At 43.3% G+C, this 22,831-nt stretch carries 27 protein-coding genes; 21 read left to right on the forward strand and 6 right to left on the reverse strand.

Annotation, left to right across the window (positions count from 1 at the left end):
• Positions 1–2 precede the first annotated feature (2 nt).
• From VTAP4600_RS18930 to norW, 3 genes are all read left to right on the forward strand, one after another.
• A complete protein-coding gene (locus VTAP4600_RS18930) occupies positions 3–338 on the forward strand; it encodes a TehB family protein (protein WP_102524350.1) in 336 nt (111 codons plus the stop codon).
• Between the two features lie 271 nt (positions 339–609).
• Positions 610–2,115, forward strand: coding sequence for an anaerobic nitric oxide reductase flavorubredoxin (gene norV / locus VTAP4600_RS18935; RefSeq protein WP_102524351.1), 1,506 nt, complete (start codon positions 610–612; stop codon positions 2,113–2,115).
• Entirely contained in the window at positions 2,115–3,284 is a 1,170-nt protein-coding gene (norW, locus tag VTAP4600_RS18940; RefSeq protein WP_102524352.1) for an NADH:flavorubredoxin reductase NorW, read from the forward strand. The genes norV and norW overlap by 1 nt, the downstream gene beginning before the upstream one ends.
• Positions 3,285–3,378: 94 nt before the next feature.
• On the opposite strand, the gene trpB is transcribed toward norW, so the two are convergent.
• Entirely contained in the window at positions 3,379–4,578 is a 1,200-nt protein-coding gene (gene trpB, locus VTAP4600_RS18945; RefSeq protein WP_462889673.1) for a tryptophan synthase subunit beta, read from the reverse strand.
• Positions 4,579–4,637: 59 nt separating this feature from the next.
• Positions 4,638–4,826, reverse strand: a complete 189-nt coding sequence (locus tag VTAP4600_RS18950) for a hypothetical protein (protein WP_102524354.1) — start codon at positions 4,824–4,826, stop codon at positions 4,638–4,640.
• A 198-nt stretch (positions 4,827–5,024) separates the two neighbouring features.
• On the opposite strand from VTAP4600_RS18950, the gene trhO reads away from it, so the two are divergent.
• From trhO to VTAP4600_RS18970, 4 genes are all read left to right on the forward strand, one after another.
• On the forward strand, positions 5,025–6,005 hold the full coding sequence (trhO, locus tag VTAP4600_RS18955; RefSeq protein WP_102524355.1) for an oxygen-dependent tRNA uridine(34) hydroxylase TrhO: 981 nt from the start codon (positions 5,025–5,027) through the stop codon (positions 6,003–6,005).
• Between the two features lie 122 nt (positions 6,006–6,127).
• A complete protein-coding gene (locus VTAP4600_RS18960; protein ID WP_102524356.1) occupies positions 6,128–6,913 on the forward strand; it encodes a GNAT family N-acetyltransferase in 786 nt (261 codons plus the stop codon).
• Positions 6,910–7,380 carry an ASCH domain-containing protein gene (locus VTAP4600_RS18965; RefSeq protein WP_102524357.1) on the forward strand — a complete coding sequence of 157 codons (471 nt, stop codon included), beginning with the start codon at positions 6,910–6,912 and terminating at the stop codon, positions 7,378–7,380. The genes VTAP4600_RS18960 and VTAP4600_RS18965 overlap by 4 nt, the downstream gene beginning before the upstream one ends.
• Before the next feature lie 14 nt (positions 7,381–7,394).
• Entirely contained in the window at positions 7,395–7,844 is a 450-nt protein-coding gene (locus VTAP4600_RS18970; protein WP_102524358.1) for an NUDIX hydrolase, read from the forward strand.
• Between the two features lie 83 nt (positions 7,845–7,927).
• Here the strand turns inward: VTAP4600_RS18970 and VTAP4600_RS18975 are convergent, their stop codons facing one another.
• The 3 genes from VTAP4600_RS18975 to ulaR all read right to left on the reverse strand — a co-directional run bounded on the left by VTAP4600_RS18975 (position 7,928) and on the right by ulaR (position 10,302).
• Positions 7,928–8,170: a hypothetical protein gene (locus VTAP4600_RS18975; RefSeq protein WP_102524359.1), complete on the reverse strand. Its 243-nt coding sequence runs from the start codon at positions 8,168–8,170 to the stop codon at positions 7,928–7,930.
• A gap of 81 nt (positions 8,171–8,251) precedes the next feature.
• Positions 8,252–9,319: an L-ascorbate 6-phosphate lactonase gene (ulaG, locus tag VTAP4600_RS18980; protein ID WP_102524360.1), complete on the reverse strand. Its 1,068-nt coding sequence runs from the start codon at positions 9,317–9,319 to the stop codon at positions 8,252–8,254.
• Between the two features lie 227 nt (positions 9,320–9,546).
• Positions 9,547–10,302: an HTH-type transcriptional regulator UlaR gene (gene ulaR / locus VTAP4600_RS18985; RefSeq protein ID WP_102524361.1), complete on the reverse strand. Its 756-nt coding sequence runs from the start codon at positions 10,300–10,302 to the stop codon at positions 9,547–9,549.
• 367 nt (positions 10,303–10,669) lie between these two features.
• Between ulaR and VTAP4600_RS18990 the strand changes: the two genes are divergently transcribed.
• The 8 genes from VTAP4600_RS18990 (at position 10,670) to VTAP4600_RS19025 (ending at position 17,292) form a co-directional block, all read left to right on the forward strand.
• Complete coding sequence (locus tag VTAP4600_RS18990) at positions 10,670–12,430, forward strand: PTS ascorbate-specific subunit IIBC (protein WP_102524362.1); 1,761 nt, start codon at positions 10,670–10,672, stop codon at positions 12,428–12,430.
• Positions 12,431–12,532: 102 nt separating this feature from the next.
• Positions 12,533–13,012, forward strand: a complete 480-nt coding sequence (locus VTAP4600_RS18995; protein WP_102524363.1) for a PTS sugar transporter subunit IIA — start codon at positions 12,533–12,535, stop codon at positions 13,010–13,012.
• 31 nt (positions 13,013–13,043) lie between these two features.
• Positions 13,044–13,736, forward strand: a complete 693-nt coding sequence (locus VTAP4600_RS19000; RefSeq protein ID WP_102524364.1) for an L-ribulose-5-phosphate 4-epimerase — start codon at positions 13,044–13,046, stop codon at positions 13,734–13,736.
• A gap of 4 nt (positions 13,737–13,740) precedes the next feature.
• Complete coding sequence (locus VTAP4600_RS19005) at positions 13,741–14,562, forward strand: Cof-type HAD-IIB family hydrolase (RefSeq protein ID WP_102524365.1); 822 nt, start codon at positions 13,741–13,743, stop codon at positions 14,560–14,562.
• 4 nt (positions 14,563–14,566) lie between these two features.
• Positions 14,567–15,235, forward strand: a complete 669-nt coding sequence (locus VTAP4600_RS19010; protein ID WP_102524366.1) for a 3-keto-L-gulonate-6-phosphate decarboxylase UlaD — start codon at positions 14,567–14,569, stop codon at positions 15,233–15,235.
• 8 nt (positions 15,236–15,243) lie between these two features.
• Positions 15,244–16,119 (forward strand): L-ribulose-5-phosphate 3-epimerase, encoded by an 876-nt coding sequence (locus VTAP4600_RS19015; RefSeq protein ID WP_102524367.1) that lies wholly within the window; start codon positions 15,244–15,246, stop codon positions 16,117–16,119.
• Between the two features lie 207 nt (positions 16,120–16,326).
• A complete protein-coding gene (locus VTAP4600_RS19020; RefSeq protein WP_102524368.1) occupies positions 16,327–16,761 on the forward strand; it encodes a hypothetical protein in 435 nt (144 codons plus the stop codon).
• 21 nt (positions 16,762–16,782) lie between these two features.
• On the forward strand, positions 16,783–17,292 hold the full coding sequence (locus tag VTAP4600_RS19025; RefSeq protein ID WP_102524369.1) for a hypothetical protein: 510 nt from the start codon (positions 16,783–16,785) through the stop codon (positions 17,290–17,292).
• Positions 17,293–17,354: 62 nt separating this feature from the next.
• Here the strand turns inward: VTAP4600_RS19025 and VTAP4600_RS19030 are convergent, their stop codons facing one another.
• Positions 17,355–17,726 carry a YybH family protein gene (locus tag VTAP4600_RS19030; RefSeq protein WP_102524370.1) on the reverse strand — a complete coding sequence of 124 codons (372 nt, stop codon included), beginning with the start codon at positions 17,724–17,726 and terminating at the stop codon, positions 17,355–17,357.
• Between the two features lie 158 nt (positions 17,727–17,884).
• Between VTAP4600_RS19030 and VTAP4600_RS19035 the strand changes: the two genes are divergently transcribed.
• The 6 genes from VTAP4600_RS19035 to VTAP4600_RS19060 all read left to right on the forward strand — a co-directional run bounded on the left by VTAP4600_RS19035 (position 17,885) and on the right by VTAP4600_RS19060 (position 22,493).
• Positions 17,885–18,754, forward strand: coding sequence for a LysR family transcriptional regulator (locus VTAP4600_RS19035; protein WP_102524371.1), 870 nt, complete (start codon positions 17,885–17,887; stop codon positions 18,752–18,754).
• Between the two features lie 126 nt (positions 18,755–18,880).
• Positions 18,881–19,483 (forward strand): LysE/ArgO family amino acid transporter, encoded by a 603-nt coding sequence (locus tag VTAP4600_RS19040; RefSeq protein ID WP_102524372.1) that lies wholly within the window; start codon positions 18,881–18,883, stop codon positions 19,481–19,483.
• A 16-nt stretch (positions 19,484–19,499) separates the two neighbouring features.
• Entirely contained in the window at positions 19,500–19,979 is a 480-nt protein-coding gene (locus tag VTAP4600_RS19045) for a GNAT family N-acetyltransferase (protein ID WP_102525449.1), read from the forward strand.
• A 14-nt stretch (positions 19,980–19,993) separates the two neighbouring features.
• The gene (locus VTAP4600_RS19050; protein WP_197708694.1) at positions 19,994–20,386 is read left to right on the forward strand and encodes a GFA family protein; all 393 of its coding nucleotides are present in this window, start codon (positions 19,994–19,996) and stop codon (positions 20,384–20,386) included.
• A gap of 284 nt (positions 20,387–20,670) precedes the next feature.
• Complete coding sequence (locus VTAP4600_RS19055; protein ID WP_102524374.1) at positions 20,671–21,375, forward strand: hypothetical protein; 705 nt, start codon at positions 20,671–20,673, stop codon at positions 21,373–21,375.
• Positions 21,376–21,470: 95 nt separating this feature from the next.
• Complete coding sequence (locus tag VTAP4600_RS19060) at positions 21,471–22,493, forward strand: DUF1214 domain-containing protein (RefSeq protein WP_102524375.1); 1,023 nt, start codon at positions 21,471–21,473, stop codon at positions 22,491–22,493.
• The last annotated feature ends 338 nt before the right edge of the window (positions 22,494–22,831 follow it).

The raw sequence follows: 22,831 nt of genomic DNA on the forward strand, positions 1-22,831 counted from the left end.
ATATGACTCATTTAAGAATCCCAGCAAACTGGACAATTCAACGCTCTACCCCGTTTTTCACATCAGAAAACGTACCCAAAGCGTTACTCACCCATCACAACACCGCTGAAGGGGTCTTTGGTCAGGTATGCGTCATGGAAGGCACCGTAACTTATTATGGCTTTGCCAATGCCGAAGCCACCGAGCCGGAAACCACCGTTGTCATCAAGGCTGGCCAATTTGCCACCAGCCCTCCACAATATTGGCATCGCATTGAACTCAGTAACGATGCTCAATTCAATATCAATTTCTGGTCTGAAACCGATAAACGTAACGAAAAATTGTTCAGCACCAAGTAAAGCCTTCAGAAACGTCAATGAATACACGCCAGTAACGGCATGTAAAAAAACATACCTCACTTCGGTGGGGTATTTTTTATCTTAGGATTATCCTAAGGATAAAAAATTATCATTTAGATATAAAAACAATACTATCAAAACGATAAGAAATGAACAAACCCAAACTACAAACAAGGTAAAAACAATAAGTTAAGACACATTTAAAACTTGGCACAAGCAATGCAATAAAGGAAGTAATCTCACTTAATGACATAGATTAAAAGGCAGTACTATGACGATTCACGTTAAAAACAATATCCATTGGGTAGGGCAACGCGATTGGGAAGTTCAAGATTTTCATGGCACCGAATACAAAATCACAAAAGGCACAAGCTATAACAGCTACCTTATCCGTGAAGAAAAAACGGTACTGATTGATACCGTTGACCATCGCTTCAGCCACCAGTTCATCCAAAACCTAGAGATGGAAATTGACCTGAACTCTATCGATTATATTGTCATGAACCATGCTGAAGAAGATCACTCCGGGGCATTATCAGCTTTAATGGCACGCATTCCAAATACGCCCATTTACTGCACTGAAGCCGCGATTGACTCTATCGTTGGTCACCACCACCACCCTGAATGGAATTTCCAAACCATTAAAACTGGCGACTCGCTTGATATTGGTAACGGTAAACAACTGGTATTTGTTGAAGCACCTATGTTGCATTGGCCTGATAGCATGATGACCTACTTAACTGGTGATGCTGTGCTATTCAGCAATGACGCTTTTGGGCAACACTATTGCGACGAGCGCCTATTCAACGATGAAGTTGACCAAACTGAATTAATGGATCAATGCTTGCGCTATTACTCAAACATCTTAACGCCGTTCAGTAGCCTAGTAACGGCTAAGATCCACGAAGTACTGAGCTTCAACTTACCCGTTGATATGATCGCTACTTCTCACGGCATTGTATGGCGCGACAATCCGACTCAAATCATTGAAAAATACTTAGAGTGGGCAGATGCATATCAAGAAGATCGTATCACCATTTTTTACGACTCCATGTCTAACAATACCCGTATGATGGCCGATGCCATAGCTCAGGGTATTCACGATGTTGATCCTGGTGTTGCGGTGAAGGTATTCAACACTTCGCGTCATGACAAAAACGAAATCCTTGCCAATGTCTTCCGATCCAAAGGCGTACTAGTGGGTTCATCAACCATGAATAATGTGATGATGCCAAAAATTGCAGGCATGCTAGAGGAAATGACGGGCTTACGTTTTAAAGAGAAAAAAGCGGGCGCATTTGGCAGCTATGGTTGGAATGGTGGCGCAGTCGATCGCATTCACTCTCGTTTAACCGATGCGGGTTTTCAGATGACGGAAGGCTTAAAAGCCAAGTGGAGACCCGATGGCAAAGCGCTGCGTGTATGCCGAGAACACGGTCAGCGTGTTGCCAAGTTATGGGCGCTCAACGCTATCAATGTAGAGCCGATCAACACTGAATCGAATGTGGACTTGCTTAATAATCAAGAAGCAATGCATGTGCCTTCAGAAGTTAGTGATACAACCACTTCTATAGAGACAAAGCAAAGCCACAGCCCTGACTGCCAATGCATGATCTGTACCGTATGTAATTGGGTCTATGACCCAAAAGTTGGCGAACCAAACCAAGGCGTAGAGGTAGGAACACCATGGGCTGAAGTACCTGATTATTTCTTATGCCCTGAATGCAACCTTGGCAAAGATGTGTTTGTTCCCCATAGCAAAGAGGAAGTGGCATAATGGCGGACTGCAACCCCAAAGCAAATAGCACGCAAGATCCGATTGTTATTATTGGCAGCGGTTTTGCGGCTTATCAATTGGTGAAAGCGATTCGCCGCCAAGACAAAAACATCAACATTGCAGTCATCACGGCCAACGATGGGCATGATTACAATAAGCCAGACTTAAGCCATGTATTCTCGAAGAAACAGGCAATACAAGATCTCATTGTTGCATCAGGAGAAGAGTTTGCTAAACAATATGATATTCAGCTATTGAGCCATAAGAAAGTAAGCGCCATTAATACAGATGAACGATACATCTGCTTTGATGGTGGCCAAATGAACTATGCAAAATTGGTGTTAGCAACAGGCGCAAACACGTTCATTCCACCCATTCAAGGGAACAATGCCCATTCAATTGTTACGCTAAATAGCCTAGAAGAGTTTGCGACTCATGCTGAATCAATCACCAATGCAGACCATGTTATGGTGCTTGGCGGTGGTTTAATTGGGGTTGAAATTGCGTTAGATCTTGCCAATGCTGGCAAACGGGTCTCGCTAGTTGAGCCTGCTTCAACGCTGATGGCAAATCAATTACCTGAGCTCATCGCTCTGAAATTATCTTTGCACATGCAAAACAAAGACATATCAATCTACACCGAATCACGCATAGAACGCATAAATGCACACGAAACGAAATCCTCAGTTTTGCTCTCTAGTGGTAAAGAACTTCACGTTGACCAAGTCATTGCTTGCGCTGGATTACGAGCCAATACCTCTCTTGCACGGGAAGCGGGGCTTAAAATAAACAAAGGCATTATCGTAGACGGTGCTATGCAAACGTCCACGCGGCATGTCTTTGCTATAGGAGATTGTGCAGAATTTAAAGGCGAAGTGCGGGCGTATCTACAACCGGCGTTAATCAGTGCAAATACGTTAGCCAAAACACTCTTAGGTGATAAAGCCGATGTTGTCCTGCCAACGATGATGGTGAAAGTAAAAACGCCAAGCTACCCAATCCAGTTTGGCGGAATTACCTCCGGGCAAGGGGTTGAACGCTGGCAATTGGAAGTCACACCCGACGGGATCGTTGCCAAAGCAATCAATAGCGAGAATAAATCCATTGGTTTTGTAACGACGCAACGCATGGTGCCGCAATCCTTTGCTCTTTTAAGGGAAATCGCTTAAACCTGAAAGGGGACGTGTATAGATAGCCACATCAAAGAGAGCGATACCGCTAGCTGACGACTGAGCAACTAGCGGTATTGGCGTGTTTGTAAGGTTAAATTAGGCTTTCGATACCATAATCACTGCCATAGTTTTCAACAACAAAGTCGATATCTTTGTCACCACGTCCTGAAAGATTTAACAAAATCGATCCAGACTCACCTTGCTGTGCTAACTTAATTGCGTAAGCGACGGCATGTGCAGATTCAATAGCAGGAATAATACCCTCTAAACGCGAAAGCTCGAAGAAAGCATCAATAGCCTCTTGGTCGTTTATATGACCATAACGAACACGACCGCTGTCTTTAAGATAAGCATGTTGCGGCCCAACCGATGGGTAATCTAAACCACTGGCCACCGAATACACTTCTTGTGGTTCACCATTGGGATCGGTGAGCATGTATGACTTAAAACCGTGCATTACACCAGGTTGACCTAAAGTTAGCGTCGCGGCATGCTCGCCAATGGTATGCAAATCACGGCCAGACGGTTCAACACCATAAATATTGACCTGCTCATCCTCTAAGAAAGCGCTAAACAAGCCCATCGCATTCGAGCCACCCCCGACACAAGCGACCAAATTATCTGGCAACGTCTCTGTCATTTCTTGGAATTGAATACGAGCTTCATTGCCAATAATCGACTGAAAATCTCGTACCATCGCAGGGAATGGATGAGGCCCGACTACAGACCCGATGGCATAGAGTTGAGTATGAGGGTCTTTCATGTAAGCTTCAAATGCGGCATCTACCGCCTCTTTTAAGGTTTTACGACCGTGCGTTGCAGGGATAACATTGGCACCCAAAATTCGCATGCGCACTACATTTGGGTGCTCTTTTACAATATCCACTTCACCCATATAAATATCACACTCTAGCCCCACCAACGCCGCTGCGGTCGCAAGCGCCACACCATGCTGGCCTGCACCCGTTTCTGCGATGAGTTTCTTTTTACCCAACTTCTTCGCAATCAGTGCTTCACCTAAGCAATGGTTGATTTTATGAGCGCCAGTATGATTTAAATCTTCTCGTTTTAGATAGATTTGAGCACCATACTTGTTAGACAAATTTTGAGCATGAAATATTGGGCTAGGCCGACCAACAAAGTGCTTATATAAACGGGCAAGTTCTGTTTTAAATGCGGGATCTTGACGACATTCATCGTAAGCGGCTCCGATTTCATCCATGATTTTTTTGAGTTCTTCCGGAATGAAACTGCCGCCATACTCACCGAAATAACCATCTTCATTCGGCATCTTGTGCTCAAACGTATTTTCCATGATCTTACACCTTACGTGAATTTAGGGTTATTTTGTTATAACGCAATCAAACTCACATGCACATAAGCTCTTAACAGAGTTGTGACTAATGGTGTTTTCAAGATGAGTATCAAAGACTGTTTTGGGATCTTGTTACTAATGGTGTGGAATATATCAATGACAAAGTAAGTCCTGATAGCCGCTTCGTCGTAAGATTTAGTAATAAAAAACGCAACGTTGATCATTATCTGCCCCTCATTTAGAAAGCACTATTTTTGTTACCTCCTCACAAACTACGAACCTCCCCCGATTAATTTCCCCACAAACTGTCTGTATTTGTCGAGTTATTGCTCAGTTATACTCCCGCCACACTAAAAAGGCTCTAACAGCCATCGCTCAACTGCTCTGGATTTACGTTCCAGTTCGCAAAAGGAAAACTCACCATGACTCAATACGTCGTTTGTGCTCTGTACAAATTTGTAAAACTTGAAGACTATCAAGACATTCGCTTACCGCTCACCGACCTACTAGAAGACTTAGCGATCAAAGGCACGTTGCTTTTGGCCAGTGAAGGCATTAACGGCACCGTTGCCGGCTCTCGTGATTCTATCGACAAGTTGCTCGCTTGGTTCAAACAAGATGCCCGTCTAGCCGATGTGGTATATAAAGAATCATTCAATGAACAACAGCCCTTTAATCGCACCAAAGTGAAACTTAAGAAAGAAATTGTCACTATGGGCGTAGAAGGCATAGACCCACGTCATGTGGTTGGTACTTACGTAAAACCCGACCAATGGAATGCATTGATTTCTGACCCAGAGGTACTGTTAGTCGACACCCGTAATGATTACGAAGTAGACATCGGTACCTTCAAAAATGCCGTGAACCCAAATACAGACACTTTCCGTGAATTTCCGAAGTACGTTGAAGAAAACCTAGACCCGGCAAAACATAAGAAGGTCGCCATGTTCTGTACCGGTGGTATTCGTTGCGAAAAATCGACGGCTTACCTTAAAGAGCAAGGCTTTGACGAGGTTTACCACCTTGAAGGTGGCATTCTAAAATACTTAGAAGAAGTGCCAGAAGAACAAAGTATGTGGGAAGGTGACTGCTACGTTTTCGATGGCCGAGTTGCGGTTAACCATCAGCTGGAAAAAAGCGGCTATGACGTTTGTAATGCGTGCCGTTTACCTATCACCGAAGATGAAAAACAATCAGACCAATATGAAAAAGGCGTAAGCTGCCCTAAATGTATCGACCAACATTCTGATGATCAAAAAGCCCGTTTCCGTGAGCGTGAAAAGCAAGTGTCCCTTGCAAATCAACGCGGAGAAACCCATGTTGGCGGTGATGCTGGTAAGCTCATTGAACAGCGAAAAGCAGAGAAACAAGCGAAAAAACAACAACAGCGCACATCAAAATAGCATACTGTAACAATTTGAATTTACTGTGAAAAACTCATCTTGGTATGAAACTAATATCAAGATGGGTTACAATTCGCGCTTCAGATCTCAAAGATTTGAAACGCCAGTTGTAAGGAGCACACGTGAATAAACAGGACGTTATAAACGCATACAATTTATATGAAAGACAGAACCTAGACGTTCCAGGTTGTAAAAAGTTAACGACCCGCGAACTGACTCGTTTTGTTGCACCACAAGATTATGGCAGCTTCATTTCTTACCATCAGTTTGATGAGCAAAGCACAGCCGCCATCATTGAGCGTGAGATTGAATTTTTCACACAAGAAAAACGCAGTTTCGAGTGGAAAACCTACTTATCAGATACCCCGACTAACCTCACGAAACAGTTAATCGCACGCGGGTTTTGTGCCGAAGAAGCCGAATCTTTCATGGTCTTTGATCTCCCTAAGATTACCCAGCCACTAGAAACAAGAAACCTAGCGGTAGAAGTCGCTGATGAAGCGGGCATTCGTGATGCTATTGATGTTCAAGAGAAAGTCTGGGGCGGTGATCTCAGTGGTCACTATCATCACCTTGTCACGTCTAAAAAACATGATCCCGAAGCACTTAGGATCTACGTGATCTATCAAAATGGAGAGCCCGTTTCCTCAGCATGGATCGTTTTCAATTCAGACAGTCCATTTGCCGGTATTTGGGGTGGCAGCACGGTTGAAGCATACCGAGGCAACGGTTATTACACAGAACTTCTGCATATTCGCATCAACCTTGCGAAACAATATGGCCGAGAATATTTGATGATTGACGCTTCAAAAATGAGCCGCCCTATTGTCGAAAGGCACGGCTTCGTATTTATCGACCAAACGACACCCTACATTTACAACGTCTCTAAAACGGCAGAAATCAAATGAAACCAGAATATCAGGCTTACATTGAGCAGTATTTATCTCAGCTTTCAGAACAAGAACGTAATGCCGTTCCTCAGTTCACTGCCGAGCATTTTTGCGCGGATGAGTTCAATGCCAATGAGTGCGCACGTCTTATCAACCAACGCATTAAAACCGCGAGTTGCAGCCTAAAACAAGGTTACGACATCGACAACGAGCCCCTACCAGAAGTAGGACGGCTAACCTTAGTGCTCGATTGGCAGCAAGATCCTGTTTGCATTATCAAGGTGACGGAGGTCTCGCTTTGCCCATTTGATCAGGTCAGCGATGCATTCGCCTATGCCGAAGGGGAAGGAGACCGAAGCTATCAGTGGTGGCATAAAGCCCACCTAGACTTCTTTACCCAATACGCAGCAGAAGTCGGCGCCGATTTTCAGCCGGATTCAGAATTAGTCCTTGAGCGATTCGAAAAAGTTTTTCCACTTAATTAAATTGGTATAACCCTATGATCCCAGTAAATACTTCCGTTGTCTCAGGTGTCGCTATCTCAGAAATTGATGGCGAACCTAAAATGCTATTAATGAAACGCGTCAAAGGCAAATTTTGGTGCCACGTTGCGGGCTCTATCGAGGCTGGAGAAAAAGGCTGGCAAGCCATCATCCGAGAGTTTGATGAGGAAACTAAAATCCCACCTCACGCCCTTTATAACGCGCAATTTATGGAGCAGTTTTACGAAGCCAGCATCGAGGTCATCCAATTGATCCCAGTTTTTGTTGTCATGTGCCCAGCCAATCAAGAAGTGATATTGAATGAGGAGCACACCGAATTCCGATGGTGTACATTGGAAGAAGCGAAACAACTCGCGCCATTTCCTAATCAGCACGCTGTATACGATCACGTTTGGGCATGGTTCGTAAATAGACAGCCAAATGAACGTTTTAAGATGAAACTATAACAATTTGGTCTAAGTCTAAGTCTAAGTGGATTATTTTGGTTTAATGGCTTGAGTACATCTTGCCATTAAACCAAAATCTCGAATCAAGCCAGTGTCGTCTCTATGGCTGCACGGTTAAAGCCAATATCTTTAGCCGCATTCATCATGGCATGCTGTGTTTTAAATAACCTGGGCTTTAAGTCTCGACTATTTTCTAGAAAGCTATTTACGCCCCACTTTTTACTTTTAACCATTAAGTAATACCCGTCACCTTTGGCAGATGGAACCGCAATAACATCATCTAAGTTCCCTTGTTTATAATGAGTTTTAAATTCTCTAAGCAACACGACAAAATATCCTTATTATGTAAACGTCAGATATAAAAAAGGAGCGAATACGCTCCTTTTAATTTTATATGATATATCTAATTATAAAAACGCTTTATAAGGCAATTCTGGTTCATTTGTGAATACATCAGTAAAGCCACGGAAGTGCTGGTAGTGCATACGCCCTTTGTCTGTTGGGTACGTATATTTACCACCAACCTGCCAGAAGAACGGAGCAAATCCATATTGCAGACGATCTTTCTTCATGTTCCATAACACTTCAATTTCTCGAGGATCATTTTGGAAATTTGCCCAGATATCATGATGGAATGGCATGACTACGTTACAGTCTAGTGATTCACCAGCACGTAAAATATCAGAAGCCGTCATTTTATCGGTTACGCCTCTTGGGTTCTCACCAAATGAAAGTAATGCTACATCGATATCGTAGTCGTTACCATGTTTCGCGTAGTAATTTGAGTAATGAGAATCACCAGAGTGGTAAACAGACCCGCCGGTCGTTTCGATTAGGTAGTTGACTGCACGGTCATCCATGCCATCCAAAATCCCTTTATCATAAGAAGACGTGCCTTCAGGCAAAGTAACAAGAGCGGTACGATCAAAGGAGTCCAGTACGCGAATCTTCATGTCTCCCACTTCGAGGACATCACCGACTTTAGCAACCACACAGCGATCTTCAGGTACACCCCAACCCAACCACAAATTAACACATGCTTGTGGGCCGATAAATTTCACATGATCTCCACAATTTTGCAGAACCGCAGCAGCAACATTCACATCAATATGATCAGCGTGATCGTGAGAGGCCAATACAGCATCGATTTCTTTAATGCCAAATGGGTCAAGAGGGAAAATAGCAGTACGTAAATTTGGCTGTAGGTTTTCAACACCGCCCATGCGCATCATCTGATGTTGATTTTTCATGAACGCATTCTTTTGAGTTTTTTTACCCGTGCCACACCAAAAATCAATCGATATATTAGTATTGCCTTCAGACTTAAGCCAAATACCAGTACAGCCTAACCACCACATTGAAAATGTATCTTTTTCTACTTGGGTGTTTTCAATTTCTTCATTAAGCCACGTCCCCCACTCTGGGAATGTGTTTAAGATCCAAGATTCACGTGTGATTTCATTTACATTACTCATATTATTACCTCTTACTTAATAAGTTATTGGATTATTTAGGATGTAGGGATCCTAACGCCTTATTTTCACAAGTCGCTTTATATTAATTTGGGTTATTTAGGATGTGATGATCCTAGCGCATTATTTTATTAAGGCGCTTAATTGCTCTATTTGACTAAGAATAGTGATTAACCAAATATATCTGTTGCTAAGAGTATTTATTAGCTATCACTATTCTTTTTATTTAATTAAACCAGTAAAACTTCGACACCTTGAGCTCTCATGGATTCTATAACCTTAGGGTCGGCATCTTTACCTGTGATCACCATGTCAATTTTCTCGGTCGGACAAAATAGCATACCAGTAGACTGGCCTACCTTAGAACTATCCACGACCACCACTAATTTGCCTATTTGCTCTAGCATCTGTTGCTCTGCAATGGCTGTTAGCATATCACTCTTATACAAGCCGTTTTCCGTCAATCCTTTACCACTGGTAAACATCCAATGACCGGCATAGCCTCCCAACGAATTAGGCGTCGGATTCAAGAAAATGTTCTGTGTTTTATTGTACTGACCACCGATGATGATGACATTGTCATGCTCTTCATTGATCAAGTAACTCGCCAACGGAAAGTAGTTCGTGACGATGTGAATGTCCTGCCCGCATAACTCTTGGCCTAAAAGAAACGCCGTAGACCCGCAGTTAATCACGACACTTTCTCCATCACCACAAAGTGATGCTGCTTTTACCGCGATTCTGGATTTCTCGTGGTAGTGATCCGTGCTGTCTATGTTTAAGGGAGTCCATGCACGCTTTTTACTTTCAATTCTTTGTGCACCGTTGCGGACTTTCTTTAGCTTACCTAGCTCATCTAACTTTGAAATGTCTCTTCGAGCTGTTGCTGGTGAAATCTGAAATTTATCGATGATGTTCGATACATTGATCGTTCTACGCTCATCTAATAGAGACAAAATTTCATGGTGCCTTTGCACTTCGTTCATAAATTATCACCTTATCTTTTCATCAAGTGATTACTTGGTGATTAATATTGATTTGTTATGATTGTATTGATGATTAAAAAATATGTCAATTTTCCACAGGATAAAAATGAGGCATTGCGCATGATTTTTTATAAGCTATTGATTTAACTCTTATTATTATTTTTATCAGTGATCAGCTTATCAGTTTTGTTCCTACCACCACCTCAAAATTGATCTCGATCAATGTAATCACAAATGTGCATTGAATGATTACAAATGATTGGTATGGTTTGTTTTGTGAGCAAATCTTGAGTCGATATCAGAACAAAGAACAACTGAATCACTCTGTCCTACACATAACTAAAAACACATAGATAAGGGGTAAGATATGGAGTTTCTTTACGATGCTTTCTATATTTTTTACAGCCAAGTAATGACAAAAGCGCCGTTACTGCTCGGTTTAGTAACGCTGATTGGTTACTGGCTGCTGCGACGCGATATCACCACCATCATCAAGGGAACCATCAAAACCATCGTCGGTTTTATGTTGGTTCAAGTCGGTGCTGGCACACTGGTAGCAGGTTTCAAACCGGTAATAACAAAACTTTCTGAATATCACGGCCTAACAGGTTCGGTGATTGACCCTTACACCACAATGATGTCGACCATGGAAACAATGGGCGACAACTACTCTTGGGTTGGTTACACCGTACTGTTAGCCCTTGGTCTTAATATCCTTTTGGTGCTTTTTCGCCGAATTACCGGTATTCGAACCATCATGCTTACGGGACATATCATGTTCCAACAAGCTGGTTTAATCGCTGTTTTCTATTTCATTCTTGGTACCAGCATGTGGGAAACCATCCTTTACTCTGCCGTATTAATGGCATTGTATTGGGGTATATCAGCCAACATCATGTTCAAACCGACACAAGAAGTTACAGGCGGAGCGGGTTTTTCTATTGGTCACCAACAACAAGTCGCTTCGTGGATCGCCACTAAAGTTGCCCCTAAATTAGGTGACAAAAAAGACAGCGTTGACCATCTAGAATTGCCTAAATGGCTGCATATTTTCCACGATAGTATTGCGGCAACCGCCATTGTCATGACCGTATTCTTTGGCATCATCTTGCTTTCATTTGGTCTTGATAACTTGCAAGAAATGGCAGGAAAAACCCATTGGTCTATCTACATTTTAGAAACAGGCCTTAAGTTCGCGGTTGCGATTCAAGTCATCGTTGCGGGCGTTCGCATGTTCGTTGCTGAACTGTCAGAAGCCTTTAAAGGTATTTCTGAGCGTGTCATTCCAAACGCAGTATTAGCGATTGACTGTGCGGCTATCTACGCATTTTCTCCAAACGCAATGGTATTTGGTTTCATGTGGGGTGCGATTGGCCAATTCACTGCGGTTCTCGCAATGTTGGCATTTGATGCACCGATCATGATCATCCCAGGCTTCATTCCTATGTTCTTCTCGAACGCCACCATTGGTGTGTTTGCGAATCACTTTGGCGGCTGGCGTGCGGTAATGAAAATCTGTTTCGTTATGGGCATCATCGAAGTGGTCGGTTCTGCTTGGGCTATCCACCTGCTCACTCAGCAAGGTGCCGAGTTCAATGGTTGGATGGGTATGGCTGACTGGGCATTAGTATTCCCACCAATCATGCAAGGCTTGTCTATGTCTAACCTGTTCTTCTTTGTATTGCTTGCTCTGGCTGGTGTGTACATGTACTTCGCTTCTAAACAGCTTCGTGCAGAAGAAGACGCAGAAGGTCTAGTACAAATCAGCGAAGAGCCAGAAATCGTAGAAGCGGTTGAGCGTGCTATCTCACAAAGCGACGGTGTTCGTCCTGTTAGCATCCTAGCGGTATGTGGCAACGGTCAAGGTTCATCAATGATGATGAAAATGAAAATTGGTAAATACCTAGAGAAGAGAGGCATCCCCCATGTTATGGACTCGTGCGCTGTCTCGGATTACAAATCGAAACTCGCTTCTACCGATATCATCGTTTCATCTAAGCACTTGTCGGCTGAAATGACGCCAGGAGAAGGCAAGTTTGTACTCGGTGTGCAGAACATGCTTAACCCAAATAGTTTTGGTGACGAGCTGCTAGATATCATCGACAAAAACTTCGTTCCAACTAAGTAAATCGACAACGATTAAGTAAACCTAAACACCCTACATATAACTAGAAATACCGTGCCAGTTAATGCTGGCACAACAATCGAACGACTAACTGGAGATAGAGCAATGGGTTTTAAACAATCACTGATCGACAACAATTCCATCTGTTTACAAGCGCAAGCAGGCTCATGGCAAACTGCGATAAAAGTCGGAACAGATATGCTTATTGCCTCAGGCGCAATTGAGCCAAGCTATCACGAAGCCATTATCAATAGCATTACAAAGCTGGGCCCTTATATTGTCATCGCCCCTAATTTCGCCATGCCGCATGCACGCCCTGAAGATGGGGTAAACCGCACCGCTTTTGCTTTAGTCACACTCGCGACACCTGTTTATTTTGAGGGAGAGGACGAACCTGTAGATGTGATGGTCACTCTTGCAGGCAGCTCTTCTGATGAACACATGGAAGGCTTAATGGAAGTCACCACCGTATTAGATGACGAAGACAGTGAAACCGGCGTTGATTTAGACAAGTTACGTCGCTGCCGTAGCAAAGAAGACATTTTTAATGTCATTGACGAAGCGCTAGCCGCTACCGTCGCGTAGCCAATTCGTCCCAAATTAATCAGGAGGACCTATGTATCAAGCACTTAAACAACGTGTACTAGACGCTAATCTCAAATTGCCAAAATATGGTCTTGTCACTTTCACATGGGGAAACGTATCCGAGATAGATAGAGAGTTAGGCGTCATCGCGATTAAACCTTCGGGCGTAGAATATGATGTGATGACGGTTGACCATATCGTTGTGGTTGATCTTGCTGGTAATCAACTGGAAGGCACACTTAACCCTTCAAGCGATACCGCCACACACCTTGAGCTGTACAAAGCCTTTCCTAACATTGGTGGGGTTGTTCACACGCACTCACGCAGTGCGACCATTTGGGCTCAAGCGGGCATAGACATTCCCGCACTCGGCACCACACATGCCGACTATTTCTACGGGGATATTCCGTGTACTCGTAAACTCTCACAGGCTGAAATTCGTGAAGAATATGAGAAAAACACAGGCTTAGTCATCATCGAAGAATTCGCACAGCGCAAGGTTGATCCAAAAGCCGTACCGAGTGTGATTGTGTCTGGTCATGCACCATTTTCTTGGGGCAAAGATGCAATCGACGCGGTACACAATGCCGTGGTATTGGAAGAAATATCCGCCATGGCGCTGGCAACACGCTCACTCAATAGCGGCATAAAAATCCAACCTGAACTGTCCGACAAGCACTACCTGCGTAAGCACGGTGAAAATGCCTATTACGGCCAAAGGTGATCTTATGTACAAAGTGTTGGCTCTTGATCTCGATGGCACCGTTCTCACGGATGAACATACGATTAACCCTGAAGTAAAACGCGCAATTCAAGAAGCAAGGCAGCACTGCCATGTTGTGATTGTCACCGGCCGTCATCATACCGCAGCGAAACCTTACTACGAGGAATTGGGGCTAACTACGCCCATTATCTGCTGCAACGGCACGTACATATACGATTACCAGAATGATTGCGTTGTACAACATAACGCAATTAGCAAGCAAGACGCTTTGTCTTTTATCTCTCTTGCTCATGAGTACCAGATGAAAATGGTCATGTACGTTACCGACTCAATGACCTATTCATCACATAACCCAATAACGTACATGCAAGCACTTGAAAGTTGGGCCGATCAATTTGAAGGGAATTCAAAGCCAAAAATCGAGCGAATCGACTCCTTTAGTGATTTAGTCAACAAGACTCAATACGTGTGGAAGTTTGTTGTAGAAGGGCAACCAAGTTCAGTCGAACGATTGCTTGAGCACGATTACGTTAAACGTAAGTTCAATGGAGAACGATCTTGGTCTAACCGAATTGATTTTGCCGCTTTAGGCAACAACAAAGGCGCACTGCTTGCAGAGTATGTCACCAATCTTGGCTATCACGCCAATCACGTGCTTGCTGTGGGCGATAACCATAATGACATTTCCATGCTCGAGTATGCCGGTTTAGGTGTTGCCATGAAAAACGCAGATGACACGGTAAAAAGTGCCGCCAGATTAGTGTGTGAAACAAATAACAATGAAGACGGCTTAGCTCGTCTGATTCGAAATAAAATTAAAGGATAACATCATGACTGTAACATCAACCGCCACCAATAAACCTATGATTCAAATCGCACTTGATCAAACGGATCTTGCGTCGGCAATTCAAGTGGCCAACAACGTAGAAAGCTTTGTCGATGTGATTGAAATTGGCACGATTCTGGCGTTTGCCGAAGGCATGAATGCCGTTCAAACACTGCGTAAAAACCACCCAGACCACATCCTCGTGTGTGATATGAAAACAACCGACGGTGGTGCCATTCTAGCAAAAATGGCCTTTGAAGCAGGTTCCGATTGGATCACCGTATCCGCCGCAGCCCACATTGCCACGATTGCTGCATGTAAAAAAGTAGCCGACCAATTTAACGGTGAAATTCAAATCGAAATCTACGGCAATTGGACCATGGATGACGCACAAGCCTGGGTTGACCTTGGCATCACTCAAGCAATTTACCACCGCTCCCGCGATGCAGAGCTGGCAGGGGTTGGCTGGACAGAAGAAGATTTAGTCAAAATGCGTAAGTTGTCTGAGCTAGGTTTAGAGCTGTCTATTACCGGTGGTATCGTGCCTGAAGACCTGTACTTATTTGAAGGCATCAAAGCCAAAACCTTTATTGCTGGCCGCGCACTTGCCGGAGAACAAGGCAAACAAACTGCCGAAGCACTCCGCGCCCAAATTGACCGCTACTGGGTATAGGTGATCATATGTATCAACACTTCGAACGACACCGAGTCGGGCTTTACGAAAAAGCCCTACCCAACGACCTCAGTTGGGATCAAAAACTAGAAAAAACCAAACAACTCGGATTCGATTTTCTAGAAATTTCTGTCGATGAATCTGATGACAGACGTAGCCGCCTTGATTGGGACGACACCACAATTTATGAACTTAGGGATTTGTGTATCAAACATGCTATCCCTTTGCAGTCCATGTGTTTAAGTGCCCACAGAAAGTTCCCATTCGGTTCTGCAGATGCTGCAATACGAGAACAAGCCGTCATCCACATGGAAAAAGCGATCACGCTGGCTTTCAAGTTAGGGATTCGTAACATCCAACTTGCAGGCTACGACGTGTATTACGAACATGCAAACAAGGAGACGCACCAGCGATTCATCGATGGAATGCGCCATTGTGCCAAATTAGCTGAACGGGCCGGTATCATGCTTGCCGTCGAAATCATGGATACTGATTACCTCAACTCGTTAAGTAAATTTGAGATCTTAAAAAGAGAAGTACCATCGCCTTATTTCACTGCATATCCGGATATTGGCAATATTTCGGGGTGGAATTACGACGTATGCACTGAACTTGCACTGAGCATGCCGCATATTACTCAGATCCATCTTAAAGACACTTATAAAGTAAAAGATGGGCATGACGGCCAGTTCCGAGATCTCGTCATTGGTGAAGGCGAAGTCGACTTTGATGCCATCTTTGTCACGCTCAAAGAAACCAACTGTGTTGTGCCCCTCGTGATTGAAATGTGGGCTCAAGATGAACAGTGGGAACACAACATTAAACTGGCGAAAAAAAGGTTGAATCAATCCTGCTTACGTGCCGAACTGCCAGTGCTTTTTTAAACAAATCCATGCTCCTGATGCCTAATAATAAAACTTAAGGCGTCACATCCCAACGTGGATAGCGCAGCCAAATCTTCTCTCCCCCGGGGATGTTTGCTGCGCTTTTTTTATGCAAGCCCACTCAGCAACCCATGCGTATTTTGTTGACAACCTAAGCGCGTTGCAGCAGAGTTGTGCACCTCATTGTTTATCCATTTAAGTCGACTTATGAAGCTGCTTCACCTACAACTCTTTTGGTTTGAAAAGCATCACGTGCTACTCGAGTTAGAAGATCTACCTGAGCTCACTAACAGCCAGCAAGCAGAGCTACAACAATGGATAAAAAGCAGAAGAAAGCTACTCAGCTTTGAAGTGCACCAGCAAGTATGGGTCAAAGTAAATTCAGATGGTTTTTCTTCTGAATTGATCATTAAACCAAATGGTACGTTGGTGGAAAAAGATCTGTTCAGTGACAAGAAGCTTAACGGACTATGGCAAGTGGTTGATGGTTTACTCTTTCTGAAAATTGTCAGTGGCGAGTTCATCGTTGAATATCAAGTCGTGGGCCATAATCAAGATAACATTCACAGTGGCGTTGAGTACATCAATGGCAAAGTAAGTGCTCATAGTCGCTTCGTACAAAGCAGACCAACGTCTTTATAAACACATTCCGGAGGCAGGATCATGCGGTACGTTTCTTTTTTATTTTTCGTATTATTGGTTGGCTGCCAAACAACTTCAGCCTCCAATAACACGCCTATCGGTTATCTCGGCTTTGCCAATCAGCAATCTTGGGCTGTTCAATTTAACGACTGTACCGTTTACGACCAACAAGGCGCTCTTCCGTATCTATGGCTAAACCGAACGCTCACAACCATTAGTTGCTATCAAGTTCAATCAAGCGATTTATCCTCATTCGATACCCCTCAGATTGCGCTTTATGATGAACCACGTTTTGATGCCCAAGTAACAAATGTCGACACACTTGAAGAGCTTTTCATCTCGGAGTCTGGCTGGGGAACTTTCCCTTTCGTTTACCAAGCCCTTCCAAGTAACTGGATACAATTAAAGGAAGGGTGGATTCATCTTTCTTCTAATGATCTCAATGTCGTACAGCTCCATCACGGAAGCCAAGATGATACAGCCAAAGCCAAAGCCAAAGCCAAACACGATGAGTATTATTTAAACCATTGATATCCATCTCAGCCGTTCCATCAGCCAGTCGACACTAAAAATACGCGACGTCCAAACGACGACTATCTTTCACCTAGCATCTCAAAATGGTCGCTGGCCAATCGTGCTTTACCGTCTGCTTCTACAACCCATAACTCACGATGAACAACACCAAACGCTTTGTTCATCGTCCAGTTAGAAGACAAGATATAGCCATTATCACCGTGAGCTTCCCATTTCACATTAGTGTATTGTACGTCCGCGAAACCTTGGTCCATAAAGCCTTGCCAAAACGCTTGAATAACCTCATTGCCTTCAAACTGCCCCGCAGGGTCTGCAGTCATAACGCAATTCTCATTATATTGATCTGCGCAACCTTTCGCATCTTGGCTATTAAAAGCGTTTTGCCAAGCCGTTAGACCTTGCTTACAGATTTCTAATACTTCATTAGACATGCTTTTCTTCCTTTCTATCGTTCGATTTAAACTAGCCGGTATGGCTATCCAAAGTGACTTACTTCACTCAGTTCTATTGATAGGGCTAGATTAGCTCTATCAATAGAACTGAAAAACAGCTAGATTAGAAATAACTGTTTAGAAAAATGGAACAATAAATGAATCGCCTACGTCAGATGTCGGTATTTGCCCATATTGTCGAATCTGGATCGATGTCAGCAGCGGCCGATGCTCTAGACCTTTCAAAGTCGGTCATCAGCCAACATTTGAAAGCTCTGGAAACGGAACTCGGGATTACTCTGCTAAAACGCACGACTCGAAGACAGGTACTGACGGTTGAAGGCGAACGTTTCTACCAAAGCTGCAACAAAATCAACCTCCTTGCAGACTCAGCTTGGAGCGAGGCATTAGAGTCGATAGAAGAGCCTAAAGGCCGAATTCGAATCACCGCTCCTAACGCGTTAATGGAAACCCTCATTACCCCTGTCATTGGCGAACTGATGCAACTGTACCCACAACTGAAGCCAGAACTCATAGGCAGTGATGAAAGATTAGATTTTCTGGAGCATGATATTGATTTGGCTATTCGTGTTGGGCAATCTGAAGACAGCGCCATCATTCAAAAGCGACTGGGAGAGTTTAAAGACGTCTTATGTGGCAACCTAAGCGATGAGCAAAAAAACACACCTCAGGAGCTCAGCTACATTGCCAACGCTTGGCAAGGTAAACGCATTAGGCACGAATTTAGCGGCCAGAACACCCATGCGTTTGTCTATGAGGCAGACGCTCACTGCATCACTAATTCATTTCATAGTACCTTGGCATTGATTAAATCGGGAGCGGGAGTAGGCATCGTCCCAGACTTTTATTTACCCTTAATAAATACCAAATTAGAACCTGTATTTCCAACGTACTCTCTTAAGGCCACCAGCATTTATGCCTTAAACCCTTTTGGAAAGAAAACGCCGTTGTCGGTAAGAGTCTGCACTCAAGCGATCCAAGAAAAACTCTCTACTTTGGTGACATGAGCAGGAACTGGCGTGGCAATAGCCGCTGGGTTATTCTATTTGGCTTGCTGATCAATACGATGAGCAAGCCGCCGTTTAGGAATTGAAACGGAGCAACCATTTTCATTGCAGGGAGCAATAAGTTCTATGTCTACCTATCTCGCTGGTTTTTCTTTAAGTCTCTCTTTGATCCTTGCTATTGGATCTCAAAACGCGTTCGTCTTAAAGCAAGGTCTGAAAAATCAACATATCTTCGCTGTATGCGCCGTGTGTGCGCTATCCGATGCCATTTTAATATCCGTAGGCATCGCTGGTTTTGGTGCAATGGTGCAGCAATTTCCATGGATTGAAGTGTCTGCCCGATATGGCGGCGCGGCGTTTTTAACCGTTTACGCCTTGATTAGCTTTAAATCTGCCTTGACCACCGATCATGCCCTAAAAGCTGACCAACACACTCAAACCTCTCTGGCGAAAACCATTGGTATTTGCTTAGCCTTTACTTGGCTTAACCCACACGTGTACCTTGATACCATGGTATTACTGGGGTCTATTTCTACTCAGTATCACCCTTTTGAGTCTCAGTTTGCCATTGGCGCAATTGCTTCTTCTTTCGTATTTTTCTTTTCTCTCGGTTACGGTGCAAGACTACTCACCCCATTATTTAAAAAACCCAAAACGTGGAAAATACTGGAGTTTGTAGTGGGAACCGTGATGTTGTTCATCGCTATTTCATTAGTGTTTAATGCTTAAAAACGAGGTCATCAGTTTGGTACATTTAAGAGCCATGCGACAAGAGGAATACCCCGATTATTGCCAGTATTTCATCGCCGATTACAGCCAAGAAATTGCCACCAATTATGGTCATTCGATGGAAATGGCGATTGAACTAGCAAAGGCCGATTTGTTGCGCTGTTTTCCGAATGGCTTGGAAACCGCAGAGCACGATTTACTTTGCATCGAAATCAATTCAAACGACGTAGCAGTGCCAGTGGGCTATTTGTGGCATAGCATCAACCAACACGATCATTCGACCTTTATTTACGACTTCTTTATATCCGAAGAATATCGCGGAAAAGGGATTGGCAAATCAGCCATTGAGGCGCTGGAACGCCAGCTTCTCCCATTGGGAATCAAGCAAATTAAACTGCGAGTGGCTTATCATAACTCGCGGGCTCTCAAACTATACCAAGAAGTAGGCTTTGCCATAACGGGCTATAATATGGCAAAAACCATAACATCGAATTAAGGAATGATAAGATGATAAAGCAAGTTGGCGAGACCAAAATTAACCCAAAACACAAAGCAAGCTGCCACTGTGGCGCGGTAGAACTGGAACTCTCCCTACCGAATGGCATTGAAAACCCACGTCGTTGTGATTGTTCAATATGTCGAAGAAAAGGGGCGATGGTTGGTTCGGTTGATTTAAGCGGAATTCGCATTGTGAAAGGTGCAGATGTTCTTAAGCTGTATCAATTTAATACCAATACAGCAAAGCATTACTTTTGTTCCAATTGTGGCATTTACACCCACCACCAGCGCCGTTCTAACCCCCATGAGTACGGATTCAATATTGGTTGCCTTGAGGGTGTTAATCCGTTCGATCTAGGTGACGTTGTCACTAACGATGGCGTCAATCATCCTGCGGATCGATGATCCGCAACTTCTAGAGATAACAACATCGCCGCAATAGTACAAAGCCCCCAATCATCAAGCTGGGGCTTTGCGCATACAAGCTGTGTTAAAGAAAACAGGCTTTACCAGGGTAAACTTACAAAACCGTGGCCAATTTTAGTTGGCCACTTACATATTAATAAGCCTGTAAACTCAAAGGCTGAGTAATTATATCAATTCCCTCCAATTATGAATCTCTGTAATTCATAGATTCTGTTTGTCTTCCTCAATAACATGATATCAACAACATGAACTTGAGAAAAACAATGAACCATAAATCACTGATTTTAATGTCTATTTCCCTATCATTATCGACTTCCGTGTATGCTGAAAGTTCGATTAAAAACTCTAACGATATTATTGACTTTTCGGACCCAACCGTCATTTATTCTTCGGTCGAAGCTGCATACGGAACTGAAGGTGCGACTCTCGGTTTAGGCTTAGCTATACCAATTAACGAGTCATGGGGAGCACTCACAAAATATGAAGCAAAAGAAGACTTGAACCTCCACAGAATCCGAGCGGCGGCAACCAATACGGATATAGGAACAGGCTTTATGCTTGATTATATATGGGACACTAATTTTGCAGATCTAGGTGCTAGTTCTCATTCTCTTGTCCTCAACGGTTTACAAGTTGTACCTCTTAGCGAGAAATTACTATTTGTTCCTATGATAGGAGCGGGGTTCACCACCAATGATTTTGCAGAAAACCAAGCTGCGATAGGTATGCTCCAAGCCATGTTGGTATATAACGTCACCTCCGACGTTTGGGTCAACATAATCCCTCAATACTCTTACAGCTTTAATGATCTAAGACTTGAAAATACAGCAAAAAAAACGATCCGAAAGTACGAGTTTGAATCGGTTGTAGGTTATCGATTTAACAATAATCAGAATATTCGTCTGCTCTACAAATACAATGAAAATAAAGACCATGAGGCAACCATTAGCTATACCTATGCGCTCTGACCATTAACCAACAAATGTGATTTTCTTTAATCTGAGCATCTAGCCAATCTAGTCCATATTGTGTCAATACCAAATAAATTTGAAAGAGGAATATTATGAGCACTAAAAAACGATTAAAACTGTCGGCCATCGCATTATCCATTTCATCACTTTCTGTAGGGACAGCCCTTGCTGTAGAAAATGTTAATGTCGATAACTTTGCCCGAGCAGAAAGTGACTCCATGATACGCTCTCAGTTATCAGTCATTGGTGACATTGGGAAGTTATTTCACATGAGAGGACCAATACCGCTCGATCAGCAAGCAATTATTCGGATGAATATGGATACTCTTTACTCTGGTATAATCCTTGATTTGAGCGAACCAGCGGTGATCACGTTACCAGACGGTGGCGACCGCTATATTAGTATGCAAGTTATTAATCAAGACCACTACATCTATGGCAATACCGAAGCCGGTACATATACATTGACAAAGGAAAGTACCGGCAGTCGTTATGTAACAGTATCATTTCGAGTGCTGGCGAATGCGAATGATCCTACAGATATAATGCTGGCTAACCAGCTGCAAAATCAGATCTCGGTTAATACCCCATTCGTAGGTGTTGATCTTGAATTACCTGAATGGGATCAGCGCCAATTAAAAATAGCAAGAGATGCACTAAATACTCTCGCTCTACTGGGCCTTGATGCATCTAAAGGTTTAGGCTTAGAAAACAAAGTAGATCCTGTTCATCACCTACTTAGCACAGCATCTGGATGGGGAGGGTTACCGATTGAAAATGCTGCGTATGAAATACTCAGTGTCGAAAATAACGAGGCTGATACACCTTATCAAGTCACCGTTAACGATGTGCCAGTGGACGCATTTTGGTCAATTACGGTTTACAATCGAGATGGGTTCTTAGAAGCTAATGATTTAGGCGTTAATAGTTATAATAGCTTAACAGCTAAACCCAATGACGATGGAAGTATCACCATTAACTTTGGTGACTGCACACCAGAAAAACGAAACTGTTTACCAATAACGAATGGATGGAATTACCTAGTTAGAATGTATGAGCCCCAAGCAGAAATAATTTCTGGAGAATGGCGCTTCCCTGAGTTAATTAAGATTTAAGCATTCGCTGCACATTATCAAAACCCAGCTGAATTTCAGTTGGGTTTCTTTATTTAGTTAAAGCGCTCGATGCATTTCATCGGGCGTTTTACATTTTAAGGCAGTAGTTATTCTCTTTCCACTATAGATCTCCATTTATTTAGGATCATTACTGATCTAACTTAGTCTATTCTTAACATATAATTGAGGTCATTGTGTGGACAAGCCTGAAATGAAAATCATTATTTTTAATGTTAGAGAATGTTACTCAATCTTAATCGTAAGAGCCGTAACAATGATAAGGGCAAAGATCTGATTTGAGCGTTCAGCGTCTTCGGACAAAAAGTTTGCGTCACTGT

Origin of the sequence: Vibrio tapetis subsp. tapetis (genome assembly GCF_900233005.1) — a bacterium.
Taxonomy (GTDB): Bacteria; Pseudomonadota; Gammaproteobacteria; order Enterobacterales; family Vibrionaceae; genus Vibrio; species Vibrio tapetis.